Raw genomic sequence first — 20799 nt, 5'->3', positions numbered from 1 at the left:
GCGTTCCACGCCAGCACGCCCGCGAGGCGCCCCTTCTGGCCGCTATGCAGCGCGCCTCGCGCATCGATCGCGGCGGCGAGCACGCCCGCGCCCAGCAGCAGCCACAGCGTCGCCGGCACGCTGCCGGTCTGGATCATGGCCAGAGTCAGCGCGCCGTACGCGACGAACTCCCCCTGCGGTATGAAGATCACCCGCGTCACGGCAAACACCAGCACCAGCGCGAGCGCGAGCAGCGCATAGATCGCACCGTTGGTGATGCCGTCCTGTGCGAGCAACAGCGCTATCTGGAAATCCATGGACGAACTCCACTATCGGGAGCGGCTCGCGCCGCTCCCGACTCTTTCAGCAACGAATGAAAGCCCCGCGCGGCGCGGGGCGAAGCCCGGCCGTCACGGTTTCAGCTCAGGAAGACCTTACTTGACAAGTTTCCATGCGCCGTTCTGGATCTGCACCATCACGCGCGCACGCTGGTCCAGGCCCAGGTGGTCGTTGGCGCTCATGCTGAAGATGCCGTGCGCGGCGGGCACTTCCTTCAGGCCTTCGAGGGCGTCGCGCAGCGCGGCACGGAACTCCTTCGTGCCCGGCTTGGCCTTCTTCAGCGCGGTCGGCACCGCGGCTGCAAGCAGCACGCCGCTGTCCCAGCCGTGCGCGCCGAAGGTCGACACGCTGCCCTTGCCGTGGGCGGCCTCGTACTTGGTGATGTACTCGGTCGCGCTCTTCTTCACCGGGTTGCCGTCGGGCAGCTGGTTGGCCACCAGCACGGGGCCGGCCGGCAGGAAAGTGCCTTCACAGTCCTTCCCGCACACGCGCAGGAAGTCGTTGTTGGCGACACCGTGGGTCTGGTAGATCTTGCCCGTAAAACCGCGCTCCTTGAACGCCTTCTGCGGCAGCGCGGCCGGCGTGCCGGAACCGGCGATGAGCACGGCGTCGGGTTTCGCGGCCATGATCTTCAGCACCTGGCCGGTGACCGAAGTGTCGGTGCGCGTGAAGCGCTCGTTGGCGACCAACTTCAGCTTGCGCGCGTCGGCGACCGAGGAGAACTGCTCGTACCAGCCTTCGCCGTAGGCGTCGGAGAAGCCGATGAAGGCGACCGTCTTCACCCCGTTGTTGGTCATGTGCTCGACGATCGCGGTCGACATCTGCGCGTCGTTCTGCGGTGTCTTGAACACCCAGCGCTTCTTGTCGTCGACCGGATCGACGATGCGCGCGGAGGCGGCCATCGAGATCATCGGCGTCGCACTTTCGGCGACCACGTCGATCATCGCCAGCGAGTTCGGCGTGATCGTGGAGCCCAGGACGACGTCGACCTTGTCTTCGGAGATCAGCTTGCGGACGTTCTTCACCGCCGAGGTCGTATCGGAGGCGTCGTCGAGGACGATGTAGTTCACCTTCTCGCCCGCGATCGTGGTCGGCAGCAACGCGATCGTGTTCTTTTCCGGGATGCCGAGCGAGGCGGCAGGCCCGGTCGCAGACACCGTCACGCCAACGTTGATGTCGGCGTGCGCGGCGGTCGCGGCAAAGGCCAGACCGATCGCAGCCATCAGGGAAGTGCGCAGTTTCATGGTGTGTCTCCTCCTCGTAGTTTATTGGCGACCGGGCCTGAGGGAAGCCGCGGTCACGTCCGGCGATTATTGCTTACGATACAAACTATTGCTAGTCCAACTATTGATCTGAATCACGTTTTCGCCACACCAGCGCAATGTTGCGCGCGAATTCCCGCCCGCGTGGCGTCCCGAGCATAGGCCCCAATGCTTGCGTCCGACTGACGTGCTAGGCACCGGCCGCCACCCGCGACGCGGCCACATTCGCGTCCTCGTTGCGCATCAAGCCGCGCACGCCGTTGAGGAAGATCCCGGTGACGATGGGCGCCATGTCGTGGAAGGTGAGCGGGCCGTCGGCGCGCAGCCAGGTAAAGGTCCAGTTGATCATTCCGAACAGGATCATCGTGACCGCCTTGTCGAGCCTGCTCCCCTTGAGACCCGGTTCGACCCGCGCGAGCGCGTCGGCGAAGGCCGCGACGACGCGCCGCTGCTTCGCCGCGACGCCCTCCGCCTGCTCCTCCCTGAGGAACTTTACATCCTGCACCAGCACCATGTGATGGTCCTGCGCGTGCTCGTACTCCTCCATGAACCGCGTCACGAGCTCCGTGAAATGAGCCTCCGGGCCAAGCTTGCGCGCCTCCACGGACGCGACGATCGCCAGCAGCTCGTCGATATAGCTGTCGGCGATGTCGAACAGCAGGTGTTCCTTGTCGCGGTAGTAGTGGTACAGAAGCGGCTTGGATACGCCGCAGGCCTGCGCAATCGCCGCCATCGAAGCGTTGTGGAAACCCTTCTCCGCGAACAGGCCCGCCGCCGCCCTGTGCATGCTCGCACGTTGCAGTTCGAAAGTGGGTGCCTTGCCTCGTGCCATGCCGGATGTCGTACCTGATTCGGGGCCAGTCGCGCGCTCAGCGCTCGTCGAAACTGATGACGACGCGATCAGTGAGGGGGTGCGCCTGGCAGGTGAGAATGTAGCCGGCATCGACGTCCGGCTGTTCGAGGGTGAAATTCTTGTCCATGCGCACCTTGCCCTCAAGCAATTTCGCGCGGCAGGTGCAGCACACGCCACCCTTGCACGAGTACGGCAGGTCCATGCCAGCGCGCAGCGCTACATCGAGGATGGACGGATCCTCGGCGCGGAACTCCATCTCGCGCTTGAGGCCGTCGGCGATCACGGTGACCCTCGCCTGCGTCGCGTCACCCGGTTCGACGTGATGCTCGGGAGCGGTCGCCGGCACGCCGAAGCGCTCCAGGTGGATGTGCTCGTGTGCGACGCCGGCCGCCTGCAGGGCGGTCTCGACTTCGTCGATCATGCCGCCGGGGCCGCAGATGAAGGCCTCGTCGATGGTGTCGACGGGGATCAGCGTGTCGAGGAACATGCGCACGCGCTCGCCGTCGAGCCGGCCGTTGAACAGCGGCACCTCCTGCTCCTCGCGCGAGAACAGGTTGTACAGCGTGAAGCGCGACATGTAGCGGTTCTTCAGGTCTTCGAGCGCCTCGGCGAACATCACGCTCGCCTGGCGGCGGTTGCTGTAGACCAGCGTGAAGCGGCTGTGCGGCTCGGCGCGCAGCGTGGTCTTCACCAGCGACAGGATGGGCGTGATGCCGCTGCCGGCGGCGAACGCGACATAGTGTTTCGCGTGGGCGGGGTCGAGCGGGGTATGGAAGCGCCCTTCCGGCGTCATGATCTCCAGCACGTCGCCGGCCTTGATGCCGCCGTCGTTGGCCCAGGTCGAGAACGCACCGCCGTTGATCTTCTTGATCGCGACGCACAGTTCGCCATCATCGACACCGGAACAGATCGAGTACGAGCGGCGCAGCTCCTCGCCATTGACCTTGACCTTCAGGTTGAGGTGCTGGCCCTGCTCGAAGCGGTAATCCTCGGCGAGCTCGGCCGGGACGTCGAAGCGCAGGCTCACCGCCTCGGACGTCTCGCGCCGCACCTCGGCGACTTTCAGGGGGTGGAATTTCGGCGTTCTGTGCGTCGTCATAGTTGTGTCTCCTCGATCGCTTCTCTTGGCGATTAGAACTCGTGAAGAAATCGTCGCGAGCGCAGGCAGATCGTGTTCAGCCGGAGCACAGCAACCGGAACGTACTCAAGTACGTGAGGATTGCGAGCACCGCCTGAACGCGAGATGCCAAGCGCAGCAGATTTATTCATGAGTTCTCAGATTGGCTTGAAGTACTCGAATGGTTCCAGACAGCTCTGGCAGCGGTACAGTGCCTTGCACGCCGTCGAACCGAACTGCGACAGGCGCGTGGTGTCGGTCGAACCGCAGCGCGGGCAGGCGAGCTTGCGCGGGACGAAACGGATGGGCTGGGCGCCACCGACCGGCGCATCCCCTCCGGGAGGCGCGATGCCGTAGGCGCGGAGCTTTTCCTTCGCCGGCTCGGTGATCCAGTCGGTGGTCCAGGCGGGCGCGAGGCGCGTCTCGACCTCGACCACCCCTGCCCCGGCGGCCACCAGCGCGTCGACGATGCTCTGCGAGATCACCTCGGTCGCCGGGCAGCCGGAATAGGTCGGCGTGACGACGACGTGCAGGCCGCCGTCGCGCGCAAGGACTTCGCGCACGATGCCGAGCTCGGTCACCGAGATCACCGGGATCTCCGGGTCGGGCACGGCGTGGAGGACTTCCCAGGCCTGGGATTCGGTCAGCATCATCGCACTTACCACTGCGCGCCCGGGTAGGTGCGCTGCATGTACTGCATCTCGGACAAGAGATGCCCCAGGTGCTCGCTGTGACGGCCGAACTTGCCGAAGGACTTGAAGGGCGTGCGCGCGGGCACGGTGAGCGTCGCCTCGGTGAGCACCGGCACGACCACCGATTCCCACGCGGCTTCGAGCTCGCTCCACGCGGGGCCGAAGCCGGCCGCGGCGGCGGCTTCGTCGCTCGGGTTCGCGGCGAAGAACTCCGCGGTGTAGGGCCACAGGTAGTCGAGCGCGGCCTGCGTGCGCTCGTGCGATTCGGCCGTGCCGTCGCCCAGGCGCACGACCCAGTCGCCGGCGTGCTGGGCGTGGTAGCGCGCTTCCTTGATGCTCTTCGCGGCGATCGCGGCGAGTTCGCTGTCGGAAGACGCGAGCAGGCGTTCCCACAGCAGCACCTGGAAGTTCGCGAAGAGGAAGTTGCGCACCATCGTGCGGCCGAAATCCGCGTTCGGCAGCTCGCACAGCGTCAGGTTGCGGTAGTGCATCTCGGTGCGCAGGAAGGCGAGCTGGTCCTCGTCGCGCCCCTTGCCTTCGAGCTGGCCGGCGTGCGCGAGCAGCATGCGCGCCTGGCCGATCAGGTCGAGCGACATGTTGGCGAGCGCCATGTCCTCTTCGAGCACGGGCGCGTGACCGCACCATTCGGACATGCGCTGGCCGAGGATCAGCGCGTTGTCGCCGAGGCGCGTGAGGTATTCGATGTGTGCAGGGTTGGGGGTGGTCATCTTTGCGGCCCTCTCACATGTGGTTAACTTCGTCGGGCAGCTGGTAGAAGGTCGGGTGCCGGTAGATCTTGTCTTCCGCCGGATCGAACAGCTCGGGCTTGGCGTCCGGGTCCGAGGCGACGATGTGGTCGGCCTGCACCACCCAGATGCTCACGCCTTCCTGGCGGCGGGTGTAGACGTCGCGCGCGACCTGCAGCGCGAGCTTGGCGTCGGGGGCGTGCACGCTGCCGCAGTGCTTGTGATCGAGTCCGTTGCGGCTGCGCACGAAGACTTCCCACAGCGGCCATTCCTTGCGTTCCATGTCTCTTCTCCTCTGATGAGGGCTGGCCGGGGCCGCCCTTTCTGTCGGTGTGTTCGGGATAATCCTGTCAGGCCGCGCGATGCTCGCGCGCCGCCCGTTTGCGTTCATGCTCCAGCGCCGCCTCGCGCACCCAGGCGCCGTCTTCCCACGCCTTCACGCGCGCGGCCAGCCGATCGACGTTGCCTTGGCCGTGGCCATTGACGACGTTCCAGAACTCGTCCCAGTCGATCGCACCGTAGTCGTGGTGGCCGCGTTCGGCGTTCCACTTCAGCTCCGGGTCGGGCATCGTCACGCCCAGCACCTTGGCCTGCTCGACCGTCGCATCGATGAACTTCTGGCGCAGGTCGTCGTTGGAGATGCGCTTGATGCCCCAGCGCGAACTCTGCGCCGAGTTGGGGGAATCCTTGTCGTGCGGGCCGAACATCATGATCGACGGCCACCACCAGCGATTCACGGCGTCCTGCACCATCTCGCGCTGCTCGTCGGTGCCCTTCATCATCGCCAGCAGCAGGTCGTAGCCCTGGCGCTGGTGGAAGGATTCCTCCTTGCAGATGCGCACCATCGCGCGCGCATAAGGCCCGTAGCTGCACTTGCACAGCGGGATCTGGTTCATGATCGCGGCGCCGTCGACGAGCCAGCCGATCACGCCGATGTCCGCCCAGGTGAGCGTCGGGTAGTTGAAGATCGAGCTGTACTTGGCCTTGCCGGTGTGCAGCGCGTCGAGCAGCTCGTCGCGCGACACGCCCAGCGTCTCGGCCGCGGCGTAGAGGTAGAGCCCGTGGCCGCCTTCGTCCTGCACCTTGGCGAGCAGGATGGCCTTGCGTTTGAGCGTCGGGGCGCGCGTGATCCAGTTGCCTTCGGGCAGCATGCCGACGATCTCGGAGTGCGCGTGCTGGCTGATCTGGCGCACCAGCGTCTTGCGGTAGGCCTCGGGCATCCAGTCCTTGGCCTCGATGTAGCCGCCCGCGTCGATCTTTGCGTCGAACTCGGCCTGGTAGGCGGGATTCTCGACCGCACGCGGCGCCTTGTCGACGTTCTGCTGCGGGATGTCCAGTGCTTGGGTATACATTCTGTTGTCTCCTCCTCTCTTATTCCTTGGGGCGGTGGTCGATGACCCGTTTCGCCTTGCCGATCGTCACGCGCTCGATCGAGAACGGCTCGCCGACGACGACCTTCGCCGAGACGCCGATGAAGGTCTTGATGCGATGTGCGAGCTCCTCGCCGATCGCCTCCTTCTGCTCGGGATGCCGGCCGACGACCGCGTCCGGGTCCAGCTCGACCTTCACGGTGAGCGTGTCCATGTGGCCCTTCTTGTCGACCTCCAGCAGGTATTGGGCGGCGAGCTGGGGCATGTGGCAGATCAACTCCTCGATCTGCGTCGGGAAGAGGTTCACGCCGCGGATGATCAGCATGTCGTCCGAGCGCCCGGTGATCTTGGCCATGCGCCGCATGCTGCGCGACGTCGGCGGCAGCAGGCGCGTGAGGTCGCGCGTGCGGTAGCGGATCACCGGCATCGCTTCCTTGGTCAGCGTCGTGAACACCAGCTCGCCTTCCTCGCCGTCGGGCAGCACTTCGCCGGTCTGCGGATCGATGATCTCGGGGTAGAAATGGTCTTCCCACACCACCGGCCCGTCCTTGCTCTCGACGCACTCGCTGGCGACGCCCGGCCCCATCACTTCGGAAAGACCGTAGATGTCGACCGCGTCGAGTCCCGAGCGCGCCTCCATCGCCTCGCGCATGCCCTGCGTCCAGGGTTCGGCGCCGAAGATGCCGACCTTCAGCGAGGTCGATTTCGGGTCGATGCCCATGCGCTCCATCTCGTCGAGGATGGTCAGCATGTAGGATGGCGTCACCATGATGATGTCGGGGCGGAAGTCCTGGATCACCTGGATCTGCTTCTCGGTCTGGCCGCCGGACATCGGCACCACGACACAGCCCAGCCGCTCGGCGCCGTAGTGCGCGCCCAAGCCGCCGGTGAACAGTCCATAGCCGTAGGACACGTGCACCATGTCACCGGCACGGCCGCCCGCCGCACGGATCGAACGCGCGACGACGTTGGCCCAGGTGTCGATATCCTTCAGCGTGTAGCCGACCACGGTCGGCTTGCCGGTCGTGCCGGACGAAGCATGCACGCGCGCAATCTTCTCGCGCGGCACCGCGAACATGCCGAAGGGGTAGTTGTCGCGCAGGTCGCTCTTCGCGGTGAAGGGAAACTTCGCCAGATCGGCGAGCGTCTTCAGGTCGTCCGGATGCACGCCCTTGGCGTCGAAGGCCTTGCGGTAGTGCGGCACGTTCTCGTAGGCGTGGCGTACGCTCCACTTCAGGCGCTCGAGCTGCAGCGCGCGCAGCTCGTCCTGGCTCGCCTTCTCGATCGCTTCCAGGTCGCCGGGCGACGGGGTCTTTACGGGCATTCCTCTCTCCTCCTGGTTTCTTCCGTTTGCGCGGGTTTCGTAGGACGCCGGGATTATTCCCCGATCATGGGGAGGCCGGCGTGACCCGCGTCAAACGCGATTCAATTCACAACTCGACGACCGCCCTTCCCTTCAGCCGGTAGGACTTGCCGCGCATCACAGCGATCAGCTCGCCCCTGGGGTTGGTGACGCTGATGTCGTACACGCCGGTGCGGCCGGCGGCGAACACTTCCTTCGCCTCGGCGCACAGGCGCTCCCCGGGACGGCCCGGCGCCATGAAATCGAGGCTGATGCCGGACGCGACGGTCTGCTCGTTGTAGCTGTTGCACGCATAGGCGAAGGCCGAGTCGGCGAGCACCGTGATGAAGCCGCCGTGGCAGATGTCGAAGCCGTTGAGCATCTCCTCGCGCACCGTCATCGTGACTTTCGCGTAGCCCGGGCCGACCGCCTCGAAACGGATGCCGTTGGCGTGCAGCACGCGGTCGTTCTCCGACATCACGTCCCGCACGCGCTCCGCGAGGGCCTGCGGGTCGAGTCCGTTGGTCATGTCGCGATAGCCCGCCTCAGTCATACATCGCCTCCCCGTTGCAGGCCTTGCGGCGCAGCAGCGGCGACACGCGGTAGCGCTCCTCGCCGTAGTGGTCCTTGAGGTTCGCGAGCACCTCGACGACGAAGCCGGCGCCGAGCTGGTCGGCCCACGCGAGCGGACCGCCCTTGGGGTAGTTGGTGCCGTGGCGCATCGCGGTATCGACGTCGCGCGCGCTCGCCACCCGCTGCAGCACGGCATCGGCGGCCTCGTTGGCGAGCATCGCGACGGTGCGCAGCGCGATCAGCCCGGCGACGTCGTCGATCACGCTGACCTTGAAGCCTGCCTTCTGGAAAGTGCCGGTGACCACGCGCAGCGCGCCCAGGCCGCACTGGTCGGCGCGCGTCAGCGCGATGCGGGTGCTGGTCGAGTAGTCGAGGCACAGGTCGAACAGCACGAGGTTCGGCACCTGCTCCTCGTCCGAGCGGATGGTCGCGGTGCGCCCGTCGGTCAGCGCGACGCGCGCCGCGCCGATCTGCATCCAGCCGCGCCTGCCGTGCATGCCCGCCTCGCGCCGCACCTCGATGCCGGCCGCTTCGAGGCGCGCGAGCAGCGGGGCCGCCGCACCGATGTCGCCGACCACCGTGATGCGCGGCTCGCCGTCCTGCGCCGGCTCGTCCTGCGGGACGGCCTTTGCGGCGAGTTCGCCATATTCATAGATGCCGCGCCCGGTCTTGCGCCCGAGGCGCCCCGCAGCAACGAGCTCCTGCTGGAACGGGCTGGGCGCAAAGCGGCGGTCGCCGAAGAAGGCGTCGAACACCGACTTCGTCACCGCGAAGTTCACGTCGTGGCCGATCAGGTCCATCAGTTCGAAGGGGCCCATCGCAAAGCCGCAGCCTTCGCGCAGGATCGCGTCCAGCGTCGCGGGCCCCGCCTCGTGCTCGGCGAGCACGCGCAGCGCCTCGGCGTAGTACGGACGCGCAACGCGGTTCACGATGAAACCCGGCGTCGAGGCCGCATGCACCGGCACCTTGCCCCAGTCGCGCGCCGTCGCATGCAGGCACTCGGCGACCTCGCGGTCGGTCGTGAGGCCCGACACCACTTCGACCAGGGCCATGCGCGGCGCGGGGTTGAAGAAGTGCAGGCCGGCCAGCCGGCCGGGACGGGCGAGACCGGCCGCCATCGCGTTGATCGACAGCGACGAAGTATTGCTCGCGATGATCGCCTCGGTGCCCAGCGTGCGCTCCAGCTCGGCGAAGAGCTTGCGCTTGACGTCGATGTTCTCGACGATCGCCTCGATCGCGAGGCCCGCATCGGCCGCATCGGCAAGCGCCGCGACCGGCACGACACGTTCCAGCGCCGCCTCCGCCTCGACCGCATCGAGCCGGTTCTTCGACACGAGGAACTTCAGATCCTTTTCGATCGCCGCGCGCCCGGCGGCGATCGCCTCGACGCGGCCGTCGTACAGGTACACGGTGTGGCCCGCGCGCGCCGCGACCTGGGCGATACCGCTGCCCATCGCGCCGGCGCCGATGACCAGCACCTTCACGTCCTTCCCGAGTGAGCTCATTCAGTCACCCTTGAAGTTCGGGGTGCGCTTCCCGATGAAGGCGGCGACGCCTTCGCGGTAGTCGTTCGAGTTGCCGCACACGGTCATCAGGTCGCGTTCGAGGTTCAACTGGGTCTCGAAGTCGTTGGTCGAACTCGCCCACAGCGCCTGCTTGGTCTTCGCGTAGCCGAAGGTCGGCCCTTTCGCGAGGCCCGCCGCGACCTGCTGCACCGTCGGCAGCAGCGCCTCGTCATCGACGCATTTCCAGATCAGGCCCCAAGCCTCGGCCTGCTCGGCCGACAGCTTCTCGCCCAGCAGCGCCATGCCCATCGCACGAGCCGGCCCCACGAGGCGCGGCAGGATCCAGCTGCCGCCGGTATCCGGCACCACGCCGAGCTTGCTGAAGGACTGGATGAAGCTCGCCGAGCCGGCCGCGAACACGAGATCGCAGGCTAACGCGATGCTCGCCCCGGCGCCGGCCGCGACGCCGTTCACCGCGGCGATCACCGGCAGTTCGAGGCCGCGCAACGCGAGCACCAGCGGCTTGTAGTTCTTCTCGACCGAGTCGCCCAGGTCCACCGGCGCGCTACCCGGCGCCACGGCGCGGTCCGACAGGTCCTGCCCGGCGCAGAAACCGCGCCCGGCGCCAGTCAGCACCAGCACGCGCACGACACCCGCGGCGCGGCCTGCCTTCACCTTCGCCAGCGCCTCACGCACCTCCTCGTGCATCAGGCTCGTGAAGGAATTCAGCCGGTCCGGTCGGTTCAGCGTCAGCGTCGCGACGCCTTCGACCACATCGAGGCGGATCGTCTCGCCCTGCATGTTCCAACCGCTGCTGCCCACCTCGCTGTTGCCAAACTCGCTGCTGCTCATGTCTCCTCCTGTCATCCCTCTGCACAAACGCCCCACATGCTTCACGCGGCGCTTCTGCAGAGTCTCCTTCTTCGGATCGCCCGGCAGGCTTCGAGGCCTCCTGTCGGCGGGGGTCAGCGCCCGGTATTCCGAGCTTTCTTTGTAGCCCGGCCTTTGTTTGACCGACCGGTCAATCAATAGTAAGCTTGATCCAGATCAAAAGACAACAGTTTTTTGCTTGACAAGTTTCCCCGCAGCGCAGCAATGCGCCGCCCGCTATAACTAGGTCAGCACCACCGATCCGCAGGGGCCGCAGAAGCCCCGACCCGCCACCAGAGGAGACCCTCGATGTCCCACGCCGCGTCCAGCACCACGCCCGCCCAGCTGTTCGACAAGCACCACGCCACCCTCGAAGCCGCCGTCCAGGCGATCCACGCCCGCGGCTTCTGGACGCCCTACCCCGAGATGCCCAGTCCCAAGGTGTACGGCGAGACGGCACAGGAAGACGGCCGCCGCGCCGTCGAGGCCACTTTCGGCCAGGATTTCGCCCTCGACCAGCCCGGCCGCAGCGGCTCGATGGCGAGCGAGCGTTCGCCCTACGGCGTGGAACTGGGCGTACGTTACCCGGTGTGCGACGCCGACGCGCTGATCGCCGCCGCGCAGGCCGCGATACCCGGCTGGCAGCGCATCGGCGCGCAGGGCCGCGCCGGCGTGTGCCTGGAGATCCTCGACCGTCTGAACAAGCGCAGCTTCGAGATCGCCCACGCGGTGATGCTCACCACCGGCCAGGGCTGGATGATGGCCTTCCAGGCCGGCGGCCCGCACGCACAGGACCGCGGCCTCGAGGCCGTCGCCTACGCGTACCGCGAGATGAAGTTCATCCCGCACGAGACGGTGTGGGAGAAGCCGCAGGGGAAGAACCCGCCGCTGAAGATGAAGAAGCACTTCGAAGTCGTCGGCCGCGGCGTCGCGCTGGTGATCGGCTGCGCCACCTTCCCGACCTGGAACACCTACCCGGGACTCTTCGCCGCGCTCGCGACCGGCAACCCGGTGATCGTCAAGCCGCACCAGAACGCCATCCTGCCCGCGGCGATCACCGTGCGCATCGCGCGCGAAGTGCTCGCCGAGGCCGGCCTGGACCCCAACCTCGTCACGCTCGCGGCCTTCGACAAGCACGAAGCCACACAGGCGCTCGCGACTCACCCGGCCGTGAAGTCGATCGACTTCACCGGCGGCAACAGCTTCGGCCAGTGGCTCATCGCCCACGCGAAACAGGCGCAGGTGTATGCGGAGCTCGCCGGCGTGAACAACGTCGTCATCGAATCCACCGACCAGTACAAGGCGATGTTGAGGAACCTCGCCTTCACGCTGTGCCTGTACTCCGGCCAGATGTGCACGACGACGCAGGCGATCCTCGTGCCGGCGGGCGGCATCGCCACCGACCAGGGGCACAAGAGCTACGACGAGGTGTGCGCGGACCTCGCCACATCCATCGACAAGTTCCTCGCCGACCCGGCGGTCGCGACCGCCGTGCTGGGCGCGATCCAGTCGCCCGACACGCTGCGCCGCATCGCCGAGGCGCCCGAACATGGCCGCGTCGTGCGCGCCTCGACGAAGATAGCCCACGCCGAGTTCCCCGGCGCCGAAGTGCGCAGCCCGGTGCTGCTCGCGTGCGACGCTGCCGACGAGAAGGCCTACATGGAAGAGCGCTTCGGCCCGATCGCCTTCGTCGTGAAGACCGCCGACGGCGCCGCCGCGGTTGCGCTGTCGGAACGCATCGTGCGCGAACACGGCGCGCTCACGGTGGGCATCTACTCGACGCAGCCGGAGGTCGTCGACGCGATGACCGAGGCCACGTGGCGCACCGGCGTCGCGCTGTCGATCAACCTCACCGGCGGCGTGTTCGTGAACCAGTCGGCGGGCTTCTCCGACTTCCACGGCGTCGGCATGAACCCGGCCGCGAACGCGAGCCTGTCCGACAGCGCCTTCGTCGCGAACCGCTTCCGCGTCGTGCAGCGGCGCTATCACGTCGAGTAAGCAGCAAGGCCGACGGCTCCGCATTCACGCGGAGCCGTCGGCTCATTCCGGTTTTCCCGGAGTGCCCGCCGTGCTGCGCGGTTCCGCCTTCAGGATCGCGCTGGGCTCCCCGCGCAGGACCTTGAGCAATTCGGCATGCGCCCGTTCCCGCTCGAGCCCCTGTGCCACCAGGATCTCAATCAGTTCGCCGAAACGCGCCCGGCGCCGCAGTCCCGCCTCGCTGGTATCGCGGCGGTCGCGGAAGCAGTCCATCAGGGTCGAGCCGCACACGCAATTGCGGAACAACTCGACGATCACCTGGCCGTCGTCGTCCACCGCCTGCTTGAGGCCGCTGCGGCCGCTGCCCACCCGCTGCGTCTGCGCAATGTAATCGTCGGCGTCGCGATAGCTGCGGCCGCAGGTGGCGCAGCGCTTCGGGAACGTGCCCGCGGCAAGCTCCCGCAAGCCGGCGTAAAGCCCCGCGTCGATACCGACTTCCTGCCCGTCCCGGATCGTGCCCACCATGCCTTGTGCCCTGAATGCGCTCACTCGGGCCGCGCGTGCCTGAGGCGAGCCTGCCTGCGATCTATATTTGCGCTTCGTCGCTGCAGGCGCGCGCAAACGCTTCACGGATCGTGACGCGCAGTTCGTCATCATCCCACGGCTTGAGCAGGAACTTGCTCACCGCCCCGTTATTGATCGCACGCGTTATTGCATCGACATTGGCGTACCCCGAGAGCACCATGCGCACCGTCCCGGGGTGCAGGTCCTTCACGCGCATGAGGAACTCGCTGCCGTTCATGCCCGGCATGCGCTCGTCGGAGAGCAGGACGTGCACCGGATGTCTGGCGAGGATTTCGAGCCCCTCCTGGGCCGACTCGGCGGTCAGGATGCGATAGCCGTCGCGGCGCAGCAGGCGTTTGAGCGCGTTCAGGACGTGCGGTTCGTCATCGACCAGCAGCAGCGTCCGCTCAGGCGCATCCTTGACCGCGGAGGCGAGGTTCATGCGCCCCCTGTCGCGCAACATCGCCGCGAGCGCCTCGCCGTCCACCGGCCGGCTGAAGTAATAACCCTGCATCTCGTCGCATCCGCGCCGCCGCAGATATTCCATCTGGGATTCGTTCTCGACCCCCTCGGCGATCACCTTGAGCCGCAGGCTGTGCGCAAGCTGGATCGTCGCGATGCAGATCGCGGCATCGCCGGGCTCGGTCGTCACGTCGCGCACGAAGGCGCGATCGATCTTCAGGTAGTCGAGCGGAAAGCGCTTGAGGCAGGCCAGACTCGAATAGCCAGTGCCGAAATCGTCGAGCGCGAGCGATACGCCGAGCGTCTTGAGCTTCTGCATCGTGGCCACCGCGTCGTCGACGTCGACCATCGCCGTGCTCTCGGTGATCTCGAGTTCGAGCCGCGACGCGTCCAGGCCCTCTGCCGCCAGCGCCTCGGCAATCATGCGATCGAGCTGCCCCGAATGGAACTGCCGGGCCGAGAGGTTGATCGCCACCGGCGGGACCACGATCCCGCCGCCGAGCCAGCCGCGGATCTGGCGGCATGCGGCCCGCAGCACCCATTCCCCTATGGGGACGATCAGGCCGGCCTCCTCGGCGAGCGGGATGAACTCCATCGGCGGCACCAGTCCGAGTTCCGGGTGCTGCCAGCGCAGCAGCGCCTCCATGCCGACAATGGCGCCGCTTTGCAGGCTCACCCGCGGCTGGTAATGCAGAACGAATTCGCTGCGATCGAGCGCACCGCGCAGCGCGTGCTCGAGCGCCTGGCGCTGCAGCATTGCCGCATTCATCGCGGGGGTATCGAAGCAGTACTGGTTGCCGCCGGCGCTGCGTGCTTCGAGCCGCGCGATGTTGGCATGCTGCAGCAACACGGCCGGACTGTCGCCGTCGCCGGGGTAGATGCACACGCCCACGCTTGCGGTCACGGCAAGCTCGTGGCCCTCGACAACGAACGGAATGGCAATGTCGTCGAGAACCCGGCGCACGATCAGGGCTGCGGCGTCGACACTGGCCAGATCGCCCAGCACCACGACGAAGTCGTCCATGCCGACCCGCGCGACGGTGTCTCCCTCGCGGACCAGTGCCGTGAGGCGGGCGGCGACGTGTTGCAGGATGCCGTCGCCCACCGCATGGCCGAACGAGCCGACGATGCTGCCGAAGCGGTCGATATCGATCGACAGCACGCCCACCGAACGCCGGTGGCGATTGGCATTCACCAGCGCCTGCGCGAGACGGTCGTCGAGTAGGTTACGGTTTGCGACCCCGGTGACGCTGTCGAAATTGGCGTGCCGCTCGAGCTCGGCCTGATAGCGCAGCCGCTCCGTGACATCGTACTGGATGCCGACGAAGTGGGTGCAGCGGCCCGTGTCGTCGCACACCGGGGCGATGTGGAGATCCGCCCAGTAGATCCGCCCGTCCTTGCAGTGGTTGCGGAAGATCGCATGGCCCTGGCGCCGCTCGCGGACCGCCATCCCGATCTCGCGCAGGCCGGGCTGGTCGTGATCGTCTCCGTGCAGGAAGCGCGGATTTCGCCCCAGGGCTTCTTCGGCGCGATAGCCGGTGATGCGCTCGAATGCGGGGTTCACGTACACAATAGGGAGGTCCGGCTGCTGGCAGTCGACGATGGTGACCGAGTTCACGCTCGCCTCGATCGCCCGTTCGCGCAGCCTCAGGGCTTCGAGCGCACCGAGACGGTCGGTGACGTCGCGCGAGATGCCGACCACGCCGACCACTTCGTCACGGTCGTTGCGGATCGGTGCGCGCGTCGTCGAATACCAGCGCCACTCCTCCGAGCCCGGCATACGGATGCGGGCACACTGTTCGGATGACGGTTCGCCGCTCGACAGCACGCGCGCGTGTTCGGCCGGATCCCACAGCCCGTTCGGTTCCGCATCCGGCAGCAGCTCCGCGACGGTACGGCCGGCAAGCGCCTCCGGCGCATCGCAGCCGAGCAGTTGGGCATACCGCCGGTTGGCGCGGATGAAGCGCTGCCTGCCGTCCTGATAGGAGACCAGATCGGTGGTGTTGTCCATGAACTCGCGCAGCAGACGCTGTTCGGCGAGCAGTTCGCGCTGCAGGCGGTAATGCGCATGGGCCGACTGCACCATCAGGCGCAGCTGGTCCTGGTTCCACGGTTTGGTGATATAGCCGAAGATGCGCCCCTGGTTCACCGCCCGCACCACCGCATCGAGATCGGCATAGCCGGTGACCATGATCGCCGCGGCGCGTGACATGCCCCTCGCCCGCGCGAGCAGCTCGTCACCGCACATCCCCGGCATGCGCTGGTCGGACAGCAGCACCGACAGCTCCGGCAGGGTCGGGATGAGGGCCATCGCGGCTTCGGCCGACGGCACCGTATGGACGGTGCATTCGTCCTCGAGCGTATCGACGATCGCCGCCAGGATCTGCGGCTCGTCATCCACGGCCAGCACCACCGGGCGCTCGCCGACGGGCGCGAACGGCGCCTCGGGCATCGGTGCTGCAAAGGAGGTCTTAGCTGTCATGTTTCCGCTCCCGTGTTCGTCGCGGCGCCGGGCGCCGTCTGCCGCAGCGGCAGGCGGACCAGCATGCGCGTGCCTACGCCTTCCTCGCTGAACGCTTCGAGGGTTCCGCCATGTTGCCGGACGATGCCAAACGAAATCGACAGCCCCAGCCCTGTCCCTTCACCGACCCCCTTGGTCGTGAAGAAGGGCTCGAAAATCCGTTCGCGAACCGCGTCGGACATGCCCTTGCCGTTGTCGGCGATCTCGATGTGCATCATCTCTTCATCCTGGAAGGTCGTGATGGCGATTTCCCCCTCGCATTCGCCCTCGCGCGCAGCGGCGTCGATCGCATCGACCGCATTGGCGAGCAGGTTCATCACGACCTGGTTGAACGGCCCCGGATAGCAATCCAGGCTGCACTGCGGCCCGAAGCGGCGCGTCACGCGGATGCGCTCCCGCAGCCGGTGCTGCAGCAGCGTCAGCACCGACTCGATCGCCTCCTCGACGTCGATCGTGCGGATCTCGCCCGCATCCAGCCGCGAGAAGGTGCGCAGCTTGACCACCAGGTCGCGGATGCGCTCGAGTCCCCCCGCCATGTCGGAGAGACGCTCGCGCGCCTTGTCGAGCAGGCGCACGCGCTCCGGGGACAGATGCGGCCGCGCCTCCGCCTCGATCTGCACGAGCGCCCGCGACACCGTCGCGTGGTGATTCAGTACGAAGGCCAGCGGGTTGTTGATCTCGTGCGCCACCCCGGCCACCAGTTCGCCGAGCGAAGCCATCTTCGCCGACTGCACGAGGCGCGACTGCGTCTCGCGCAGTTCGGCATAAGCCGCTTCCAGGGTGCGGTTCGAATCCTCCAGCTCGCGGTTCGCGGCGAGCAGCCGCTCCTGCACGCTTCGCAGCTGGCGGTTCTGGTACACCGCGCTTTCGTAGGTCGACACGAGCAGACCGACCAGCTGGCGTGCATCGCGCGCCTGTACCTCGTGCACATCGTCGCCGATGCGCAGCCGCATCGGGTGGCCCGCGTCGGCCCCGGACGTCGTGGGCGGCACGTCGATCTGCGATCGCAGGCTCGCGAGCAGCAGGGTTTCGTCATAAGGCTTGGTGACATAGCAGTCGGCCCCCGCATTCAGGCCGCGGATGACATCGCCGGTATCGGCCAGCGAAGTCAGCAGGATCACCGGCACATCGGCGAGGCCCGCCTCCCCGTGCAGGCGCCGGCACAGCTCGTAGCCGTCCATGACCGGCATGTTGACGTCGCTCACCACCGCCGCGGGACGCCGCGCGCGCGCCAGTGCCAGCGCCGCCGCACCGTCGCCGGCCAGCATCACCTCGTAACCTGCCCCTTCCACGACGCGCCGCAGCATTTCCACCTGTACCGGGCTGTCCTCGACGATCAGCACCGGACCGGGCGCGGCGGGAGCGCCTGCCGGCGGGGGTGGGGCATCGGGTGTCATCGTGCATGTCCTTTGGCAACAGTCGGATGCGCGGGCGATTCGCCGTGCGCCAGCCGTTCGAGCGCCGGGGCGATCTGCCCGAGCGGCAGCACGAGCCTCGCGGCGCCATTCTGGATCGCCGCGCCGGGCATGCCGAATACCACGCTCGTCTCTTCATCCTGGGCGATCGTCGCGCCGCCCGCCGCCGCGATCTCTGCGAGGCCGGCCGCGCCGTCGCGCCCCATGCCGGTCAGCACCACACCGATCGCGTCGCGCCCATGCACGCGCGCGAGCGACGCGAGCGCGAGGTCCGCCGACGGGCGATGCTGCTGGCCGCGCAGCTCCGGCGAGCAGCGCAGGCATCCGTGCGCGTCGAGCTCCAGGTGCATGCCGTCGGGTGCGAAATACGCCGTCGCCGGCAAGGGCGGACGACCGTCCTGCCCGATGCACACCGAAATCGACGCGGAGCGTGCCAGCCACTGCACCAAGCCTTCCATGAAGCCCTCTGCGATATGTTGAATGCACAACACGGGCAACGGAAAATCGCGCGGAAGGTGATGCAGAACCGTTTCGATCGCCTGAGGCCCGCCGGTCGAAGCGGCGATGCCGACGATGCGCGGGCGCAGGCCGGAACGCGCCGCAGCAAGGGGTAGCGGCTCGGCGGCGACGGCCGCGGCGCGGTGGCGACGGCGGCGCAGGGCGACGACCCCCGCCGCCACCTTGATCTTGCTCGCAAGCTCGCCGGCAAGCCCCGCGGACGGTTCGCACAAGCCCCCGCGCGGCTTGGCGACGATATCCACCGCGCCGGCATCGAGCATCTCGAAGATCGTGTCCGCGTGCTCGCGCTGAACCGCAATGCTGAGCACGAGAATGGGCACGGGATGGAGGGCCATCACCTCGCGGGTGAACTCGAGTCCGCCCATCCCGGGCATGTACAGGTCGGTACACACGACATCGGGCATGAGCCGCGGGATCAGCGCCAGCGCCTCGGCGCCGTCGTGCGCGGTGCCGCAGACGCTGATCGCCGGCTCGTGTTCGAGCATGCGCCGGACGATCTCGAGCGCGAGCGTCGAATCGTCGACCAGCAGCACGCGGATCGGCCGCCGCCGCGCAGCGCCGCTCATGGCCGGCCCCCCCGTGCGGGGCTCAGATCAGGCGCTCCAGACATTCGATGAGCTCCTTCTGGTCGAAACCGGGTTTCGTGATGTAGGCGTTCGCGCCGGCCTCCAGCCCCCGCATGCGATCCTCATCGGACGCGAGCGAGGTCACGAGAATGACGGGCAGGTGGGCGTGACGGACTTCGCAGCGGATGCGCCGGGCCAGTTCGAGGCCGTCGACGTTGGGCATGTTGACGTCGGTGACCACCGCGTCGAATTCGCCGCGCGTGAGCTTGCGCAGCGCATCGAGGCCGTCGACCGCGGTGACGACCTCGTAGCCCGCCGCTTCCAGGATGCGGCTTTCCTGCGTACGCGTGGTGATGCTGTCCTCGGCCAGCAGCACCCGGTTGCGCCGTTGCGGGGCCGGGGCGGGCGCGCCCGTGCCCCCGGACCGGCGCCGGATCGACGCGAACAGATCCGGCGGGTCGAGCACGATGCAGATCTCCCCGCTGTCGAGGATCGTTGCGCCGGCCACGTTGCGTACCCGTTCGAGCAGACTCCCCGGCGCCTTGAGCACGACCTCCTGCTCGTCGACCAGCGCCTCGACCGCGACCGCGAAGCACCCGGCCGCCACCTCCAGGATCACGGCCATGCAAGCGCTCGCGCCAGCGTCGGGCGCAACCCGCGCCGCAGGCCGTTCGATCAGATCGGCGAGCGCCACCAACGGCACTGGCCGGTCGTCGAACAGGATGGCGTCGCGCCCGTCGAGCAGCAGGATATCGGCCGCGGCAAGCCTGCGCGATCCCCGCACGTGCTCCACCGGGAGGCCATAGGGGCAACGGTCGGCCTCGACGATCAGGATGCGTGCCGTGACCAGCGTCACCGGCAGACGCAGCGTGAGCCTCAGGCCGCGCCCGGGCGCAGAATCGAGCGCGAGCGAGCCCTTCATGCGTTCGACCGCTTCGCGCACGACATCCAGCCCGATGCCGCGCCCCGAGACGTCGGTCACGTGCCGCGTCGTCGTCAGGCCCGCGCGCAGCACCAGCGCACGCTGCTGCGCCGGCGTCATCGTCGCAAGCGTTGCAGCGCTTTCCAGCCCGCGTTCCAGCGCCGCCTGCCGGATCGCCTCCTCGTCGAGGCCGCGCCCGTCGTCGTCCACAACGATTTCGAGGGCGCTTTCGGTACGCCGCGCGCGCAGGCCGATGCGGCCGACGGCCGGCTTTCCCGCCCGCGCACGCTCGTCCGCCAACTCGATGCCGTGGTCAACCGCATTGCGCAGCAGGTGCATCAGCGGATCGCGGATTTCCTCGAGGATGCGGCGGTCGGCACCGACGTCCTCGCCTTCGATGACCAGCTCGACCGGCTTGCCCTGGCTGCGCGCGAGCTCCTGCACCATGCGCGGAAACTGGCGGAAGATGTTCGCCAACGGCAGCAGGCGGATCGCCCGGACGCCCTCGCCGAGTTCGCCGCTGACCCGCTGCAGCTGCGCATGGTCGTCGTCCATTGCCGCACGCAGGCGCACCAGCATTGCCTCGACCGGCGCCAGCAGCGCGAGTGCCCCCGGCCCTGCGGATGCCGGTTCGTTCATGATCGCACGCCGCAACTCCTCGCAGCGGTCTACGATCGCATCGACGTCGGCCAGCCGGCGCGCGATGCGCGTACATCCGGTCGCCAGCTCGCCGGATGCGTTGAGCAGGGTATCGAGCCGACGGGCGTCGATGCGCACCGCGTCGAGCGCGGGCGAGGGGGCGGGCGGGCGCGGTGATGCCGGTGCCGGCGCCCCTGCCGCCGCGCCCGGCCCCCGCGCCGGGGCCGTGCCCGCCGACGCCGCCAGCGCATCGGCCACAGCACCGCGGATGTCCCCCAGCTGGCGCAGCATTTCCTGGACATGCTCGGGGCCACGCGTCTCGACATCATGGCGCGCGGCATTGAGCATGTCCTCGAGGCTGTGTGCGAGCAACTCCACCGCGTGCAGGCCGAGCATGTGCGCCGCGCCCTTGAGGCTGTGAGCGTCGCGGAACAGCGCCTCGACGGCCGCATCCTCGCCGGCATCGCGCTCCAGCCGCAGCAAGCCGTCGTCGAGCCGCTGCAGGTAGTCGCTGCTCTCCTGCCTGAACAGATCCTGCAGGCGTTCGTCTGCAATCATGCCGCGGA

The 20799-nt window shown here is 67.8% G+C and carries 18 protein-coding genes; 1 reads left to right on the top strand and 17 read right to left on the bottom strand.

Annotated elements, in window-relative coordinates:
• The 12 genes from F464_RS0109405 to paaG form a co-directional block, all read right to left on the bottom strand.
• A partial coding sequence (locus F464_RS0109405; protein WP_026295878.1) for an ABC transporter permease subunit occupies positions 1–296 on the bottom strand: 296 nt, incomplete at its 3' end.
• Between the two features lie 117 nt (positions 297–413).
• Entirely contained in the window at positions 414–1562 is a 1149-nt protein-coding gene (locus F464_RS0109400; RefSeq protein ID WP_018989548.1) for an ABC transporter substrate-binding protein, read from the bottom strand.
• Positions 1563–1770: 208 nt separating this feature from the next.
• On the bottom strand, positions 1771–2412 hold the full coding sequence (locus F464_RS0109395; RefSeq protein WP_018989547.1) for a TetR/AcrR family transcriptional regulator: 642 nt from the start codon (positions 2410–2412) through the stop codon (positions 1771–1773).
• A 37-nt stretch (positions 2413–2449) separates the two neighbouring features.
• A complete protein-coding gene (gene paaE, locus F464_RS0109390) occupies positions 2450–3532 on the bottom strand; it encodes a 1,2-phenylacetyl-CoA epoxidase subunit PaaE (protein ID WP_018989546.1) in 1083 nt (360 codons plus the stop codon).
• Between the two features lie 176 nt (positions 3533–3708).
• Positions 3709–4200 carry a 1,2-phenylacetyl-CoA epoxidase subunit PaaD gene (paaD, locus tag F464_RS0109385; RefSeq protein WP_026295877.1) on the bottom strand — a complete coding sequence of 164 codons (492 nt, stop codon included), beginning with the start codon at positions 4198–4200 and terminating at the stop codon, positions 3709–3711.
• An 8-nt stretch (positions 4201–4208) separates the two neighbouring features.
• Complete coding sequence (gene paaC / locus F464_RS0109380) at positions 4209–4970, bottom strand: 1,2-phenylacetyl-CoA epoxidase subunit PaaC (RefSeq protein ID WP_018989544.1); 762 nt, start codon at positions 4968–4970, stop codon at positions 4209–4211.
• A 13-nt stretch (positions 4971–4983) separates the two neighbouring features.
• Positions 4984–5271: a 1,2-phenylacetyl-CoA epoxidase subunit PaaB gene (gene paaB, locus F464_RS0109375; RefSeq protein WP_018989543.1), complete on the bottom strand. Its 288-nt coding sequence runs from the start codon at positions 5269–5271 to the stop codon at positions 4984–4986.
• Between the two features lie 67 nt (positions 5272–5338).
• Complete coding sequence (gene paaA, locus F464_RS0109370) at positions 5339–6340, bottom strand: 1,2-phenylacetyl-CoA epoxidase subunit PaaA (protein ID WP_018989542.1); 1002 nt, start codon at positions 6338–6340, stop codon at positions 5339–5341.
• A gap of 19 nt (positions 6341–6359) precedes the next feature.
• A complete protein-coding gene (gene paaK / locus F464_RS0109365) occupies positions 6360–7682 on the bottom strand; it encodes a phenylacetate--CoA ligase PaaK (RefSeq protein ID WP_018989541.1) in 1323 nt (440 codons plus the stop codon).
• A 106-nt stretch (positions 7683–7788) separates the two neighbouring features.
• Entirely contained in the window at positions 7789–8253 is a 465-nt protein-coding gene (gene paaI / locus F464_RS0109360; protein WP_018989540.1) for a hydroxyphenylacetyl-CoA thioesterase PaaI, read from the bottom strand.
• Entirely contained in the window at positions 8246–9778 is a 1533-nt protein-coding gene (gene paaH / locus F464_RS0109355; protein WP_018989539.1) for a 3-hydroxyacyl-CoA dehydrogenase PaaH, read from the bottom strand. Before paaH ends, paaI begins: the two co-directional genes overlap by 8 nt.
• Complete coding sequence (paaG, locus tag F464_RS0109350) at positions 9779–10630, bottom strand: 2-(1,2-epoxy-1,2-dihydrophenyl)acetyl-CoA isomerase PaaG (protein WP_018989538.1); 852 nt, start codon at positions 10628–10630, stop codon at positions 9779–9781. It abuts the gene before it with no gap.
• Positions 10631–10957: 327 nt separating this feature from the next.
• Here paaG and paaN point away from each other — a divergent pair, with 327 nt between their 5' ends.
• Positions 10958–12646: a phenylacetic acid degradation protein PaaN gene (gene paaN, locus F464_RS0109345; protein ID WP_018989537.1), complete on the top strand. Its 1689-nt coding sequence runs from the start codon at positions 10958–10960 to the stop codon at positions 12644–12646.
• A gap of 42 nt (positions 12647–12688) precedes the next feature.
• Here paaN and F464_RS28135 read toward each other — a convergent pair whose 3' ends face one another.
• The 5 genes from F464_RS28135 to F464_RS0109320 form a co-directional block, all read right to left on the bottom strand.
• Positions 12689–13150, bottom strand: a complete 462-nt coding sequence (locus F464_RS28135; RefSeq protein ID WP_018989536.1) for a hypothetical protein — start codon at positions 13148–13150, stop codon at positions 12689–12691.
• 61 nt (positions 13151–13211) lie between these two features.
• Entirely contained in the window at positions 13212–16133 is a 2922-nt protein-coding gene (locus F464_RS28130) for an EAL domain-containing protein (protein WP_084600450.1), read from the bottom strand.
• Complete coding sequence (locus F464_RS0109330) at positions 16130–17569, bottom strand: hybrid sensor histidine kinase/response regulator (RefSeq protein ID WP_026295874.1); 1440 nt, start codon at positions 17567–17569, stop codon at positions 16130–16132. Before F464_RS0109330 ends, F464_RS28130 begins: the two co-directional genes overlap by 4 nt.
• The gene (gene cheB, locus F464_RS28125) at positions 17566–18672 is read right to left on the bottom strand and encodes a chemotaxis-specific protein-glutamate methyltransferase CheB (protein WP_018989533.1); all 1107 of its coding nucleotides are present in this window, start codon (positions 18670–18672) and stop codon (positions 17566–17568) included. The genes F464_RS0109330 and cheB overlap by 4 nt, the downstream gene beginning before the upstream one ends.
• A 22-nt stretch (positions 18673–18694) precedes the next feature.
• A complete protein-coding gene (locus F464_RS0109320; protein WP_018989532.1) occupies positions 18695–20791 on the bottom strand; it encodes a hybrid sensor histidine kinase/response regulator in 2097 nt (698 codons plus the stop codon).
• Positions 20792–20799 lie beyond the last annotated feature (8 nt).

Origin of the sequence: Aromatoleum toluclasticum ATCC 700605, assembly GCF_000378245.1 — a bacterium.
In the GTDB taxonomy this organism is placed as follows: domain Bacteria; phylum Pseudomonadota; class Gammaproteobacteria; order Burkholderiales; family Rhodocyclaceae; genus Aromatoleum; species Aromatoleum toluclasticum.
The sequence above is the reverse complement of the archived record's forward strand: the minus strand, read 5'-3'. Positions and strand labels throughout refer to the sequence as shown.

What these genes read in the sequence shown, in the direction of transcription:
- F464_RS0109400 (WP_018989548.1), bottom strand. Translation starts at nt 1,562, where the DNA reads ATGAAACTGCGCACTTCCCTGATGGCTGCGATCGGTCTGGCCTTTGCC.
- F464_RS0109395 (WP_018989547.1), bottom strand. Translation starts at nt 2,412, where the DNA reads ATGGCACGAGGCAAGGCACCCACTTTCGAACTGCAACGTGCGAGCATG.
- paaE (WP_018989546.1), bottom strand. Translation starts at nt 3,532, where the DNA reads ATGACGACGCACAGAACGCCGAAATTCCACCCCCTGAAAGTCGCCGAG.
- paaD (WP_026295877.1), bottom strand. Translation starts at nt 4,200, where the DNA reads ATGCTGACCGAATCCCAGGCCTGGGAAGTCCTCCACGCCGTGCCCGAC.
- paaC (WP_018989544.1), bottom strand. Translation starts at nt 4,970, where the DNA reads ATGACCACCCCCAACCCTGCACACATCGAATACCTCACGCGCCTCGGC.
- paaB (WP_018989543.1), bottom strand. Translation starts at nt 5,271, where the DNA reads ATGGAACGCAAGGAATGGCCGCTGTGGGAAGTCTTCGTGCGCAGCCGC.
- paaA (WP_018989542.1), bottom strand. Translation starts at nt 6,340, where the DNA reads ATGTATACCCAAGCACTGGACATCCCGCAGCAGAACGTCGACAAGGCG.
- paaK (WP_018989541.1), bottom strand. Translation starts at nt 7,682, where the DNA reads ATGCCCGTAAAGACCCCGTCGCCCGGCGACCTGGAAGCGATCGAGAAG.
- paaI (WP_018989540.1), bottom strand. Translation starts at nt 8,253, where the DNA reads ATGACTGAGGCGGGCTATCGCGACATGACCAACGGACTCGACCCGCAG.
- paaH (WP_018989539.1), bottom strand. Translation starts at nt 9,778, where the DNA reads ATGAGCTCACTCGGGAAGGACGTGAAGGTGCTGGTCATCGGCGCCGGC.
- paaG (WP_018989538.1), bottom strand. Translation starts at nt 10,630, where the DNA reads ATGAGCAGCAGCGAGTTTGGCAACAGCGAGGTGGGCAGCAGCGGTTGG.
- paaN (WP_018989537.1), top strand. Translation starts at nt 10,958, where the DNA reads ATGTCCCACGCCGCGTCCAGCACCACGCCCGCCCAGCTGTTCGACAAG.
- F464_RS28135 (WP_018989536.1), bottom strand. Translation starts at nt 13,150, where the DNA reads ATGGTGGGCACGATCCGGGACGGGCAGGAAGTCGGTATCGACGCGGGG.
- F464_RS28130 (WP_084600450.1), bottom strand. Translation starts at nt 16,133, where the DNA reads ATGACAGCTAAGACCTCCTTTGCAGCACCGATGCCCGAGGCGCCGTTC.
- F464_RS0109330 (WP_026295874.1), bottom strand. Translation starts at nt 17,569, where the DNA reads ATGACACCCGATGCCCCACCCCCGCCGGCAGGCGCTCCCGCCGCGCCC.
- cheB (WP_018989533.1), bottom strand. Translation starts at nt 18,672, where the DNA reads ATGAGCGGCGCTGCGCGGCGGCGGCCGATCCGCGTGCTGCTGGTCGAC.
- F464_RS0109320 (WP_018989532.1), bottom strand. Translation starts at nt 20,791, where the DNA reads ATGATTGCAGACGAACGCCTGCAGGATCTGTTCAGGCAGGAGAGCAGC.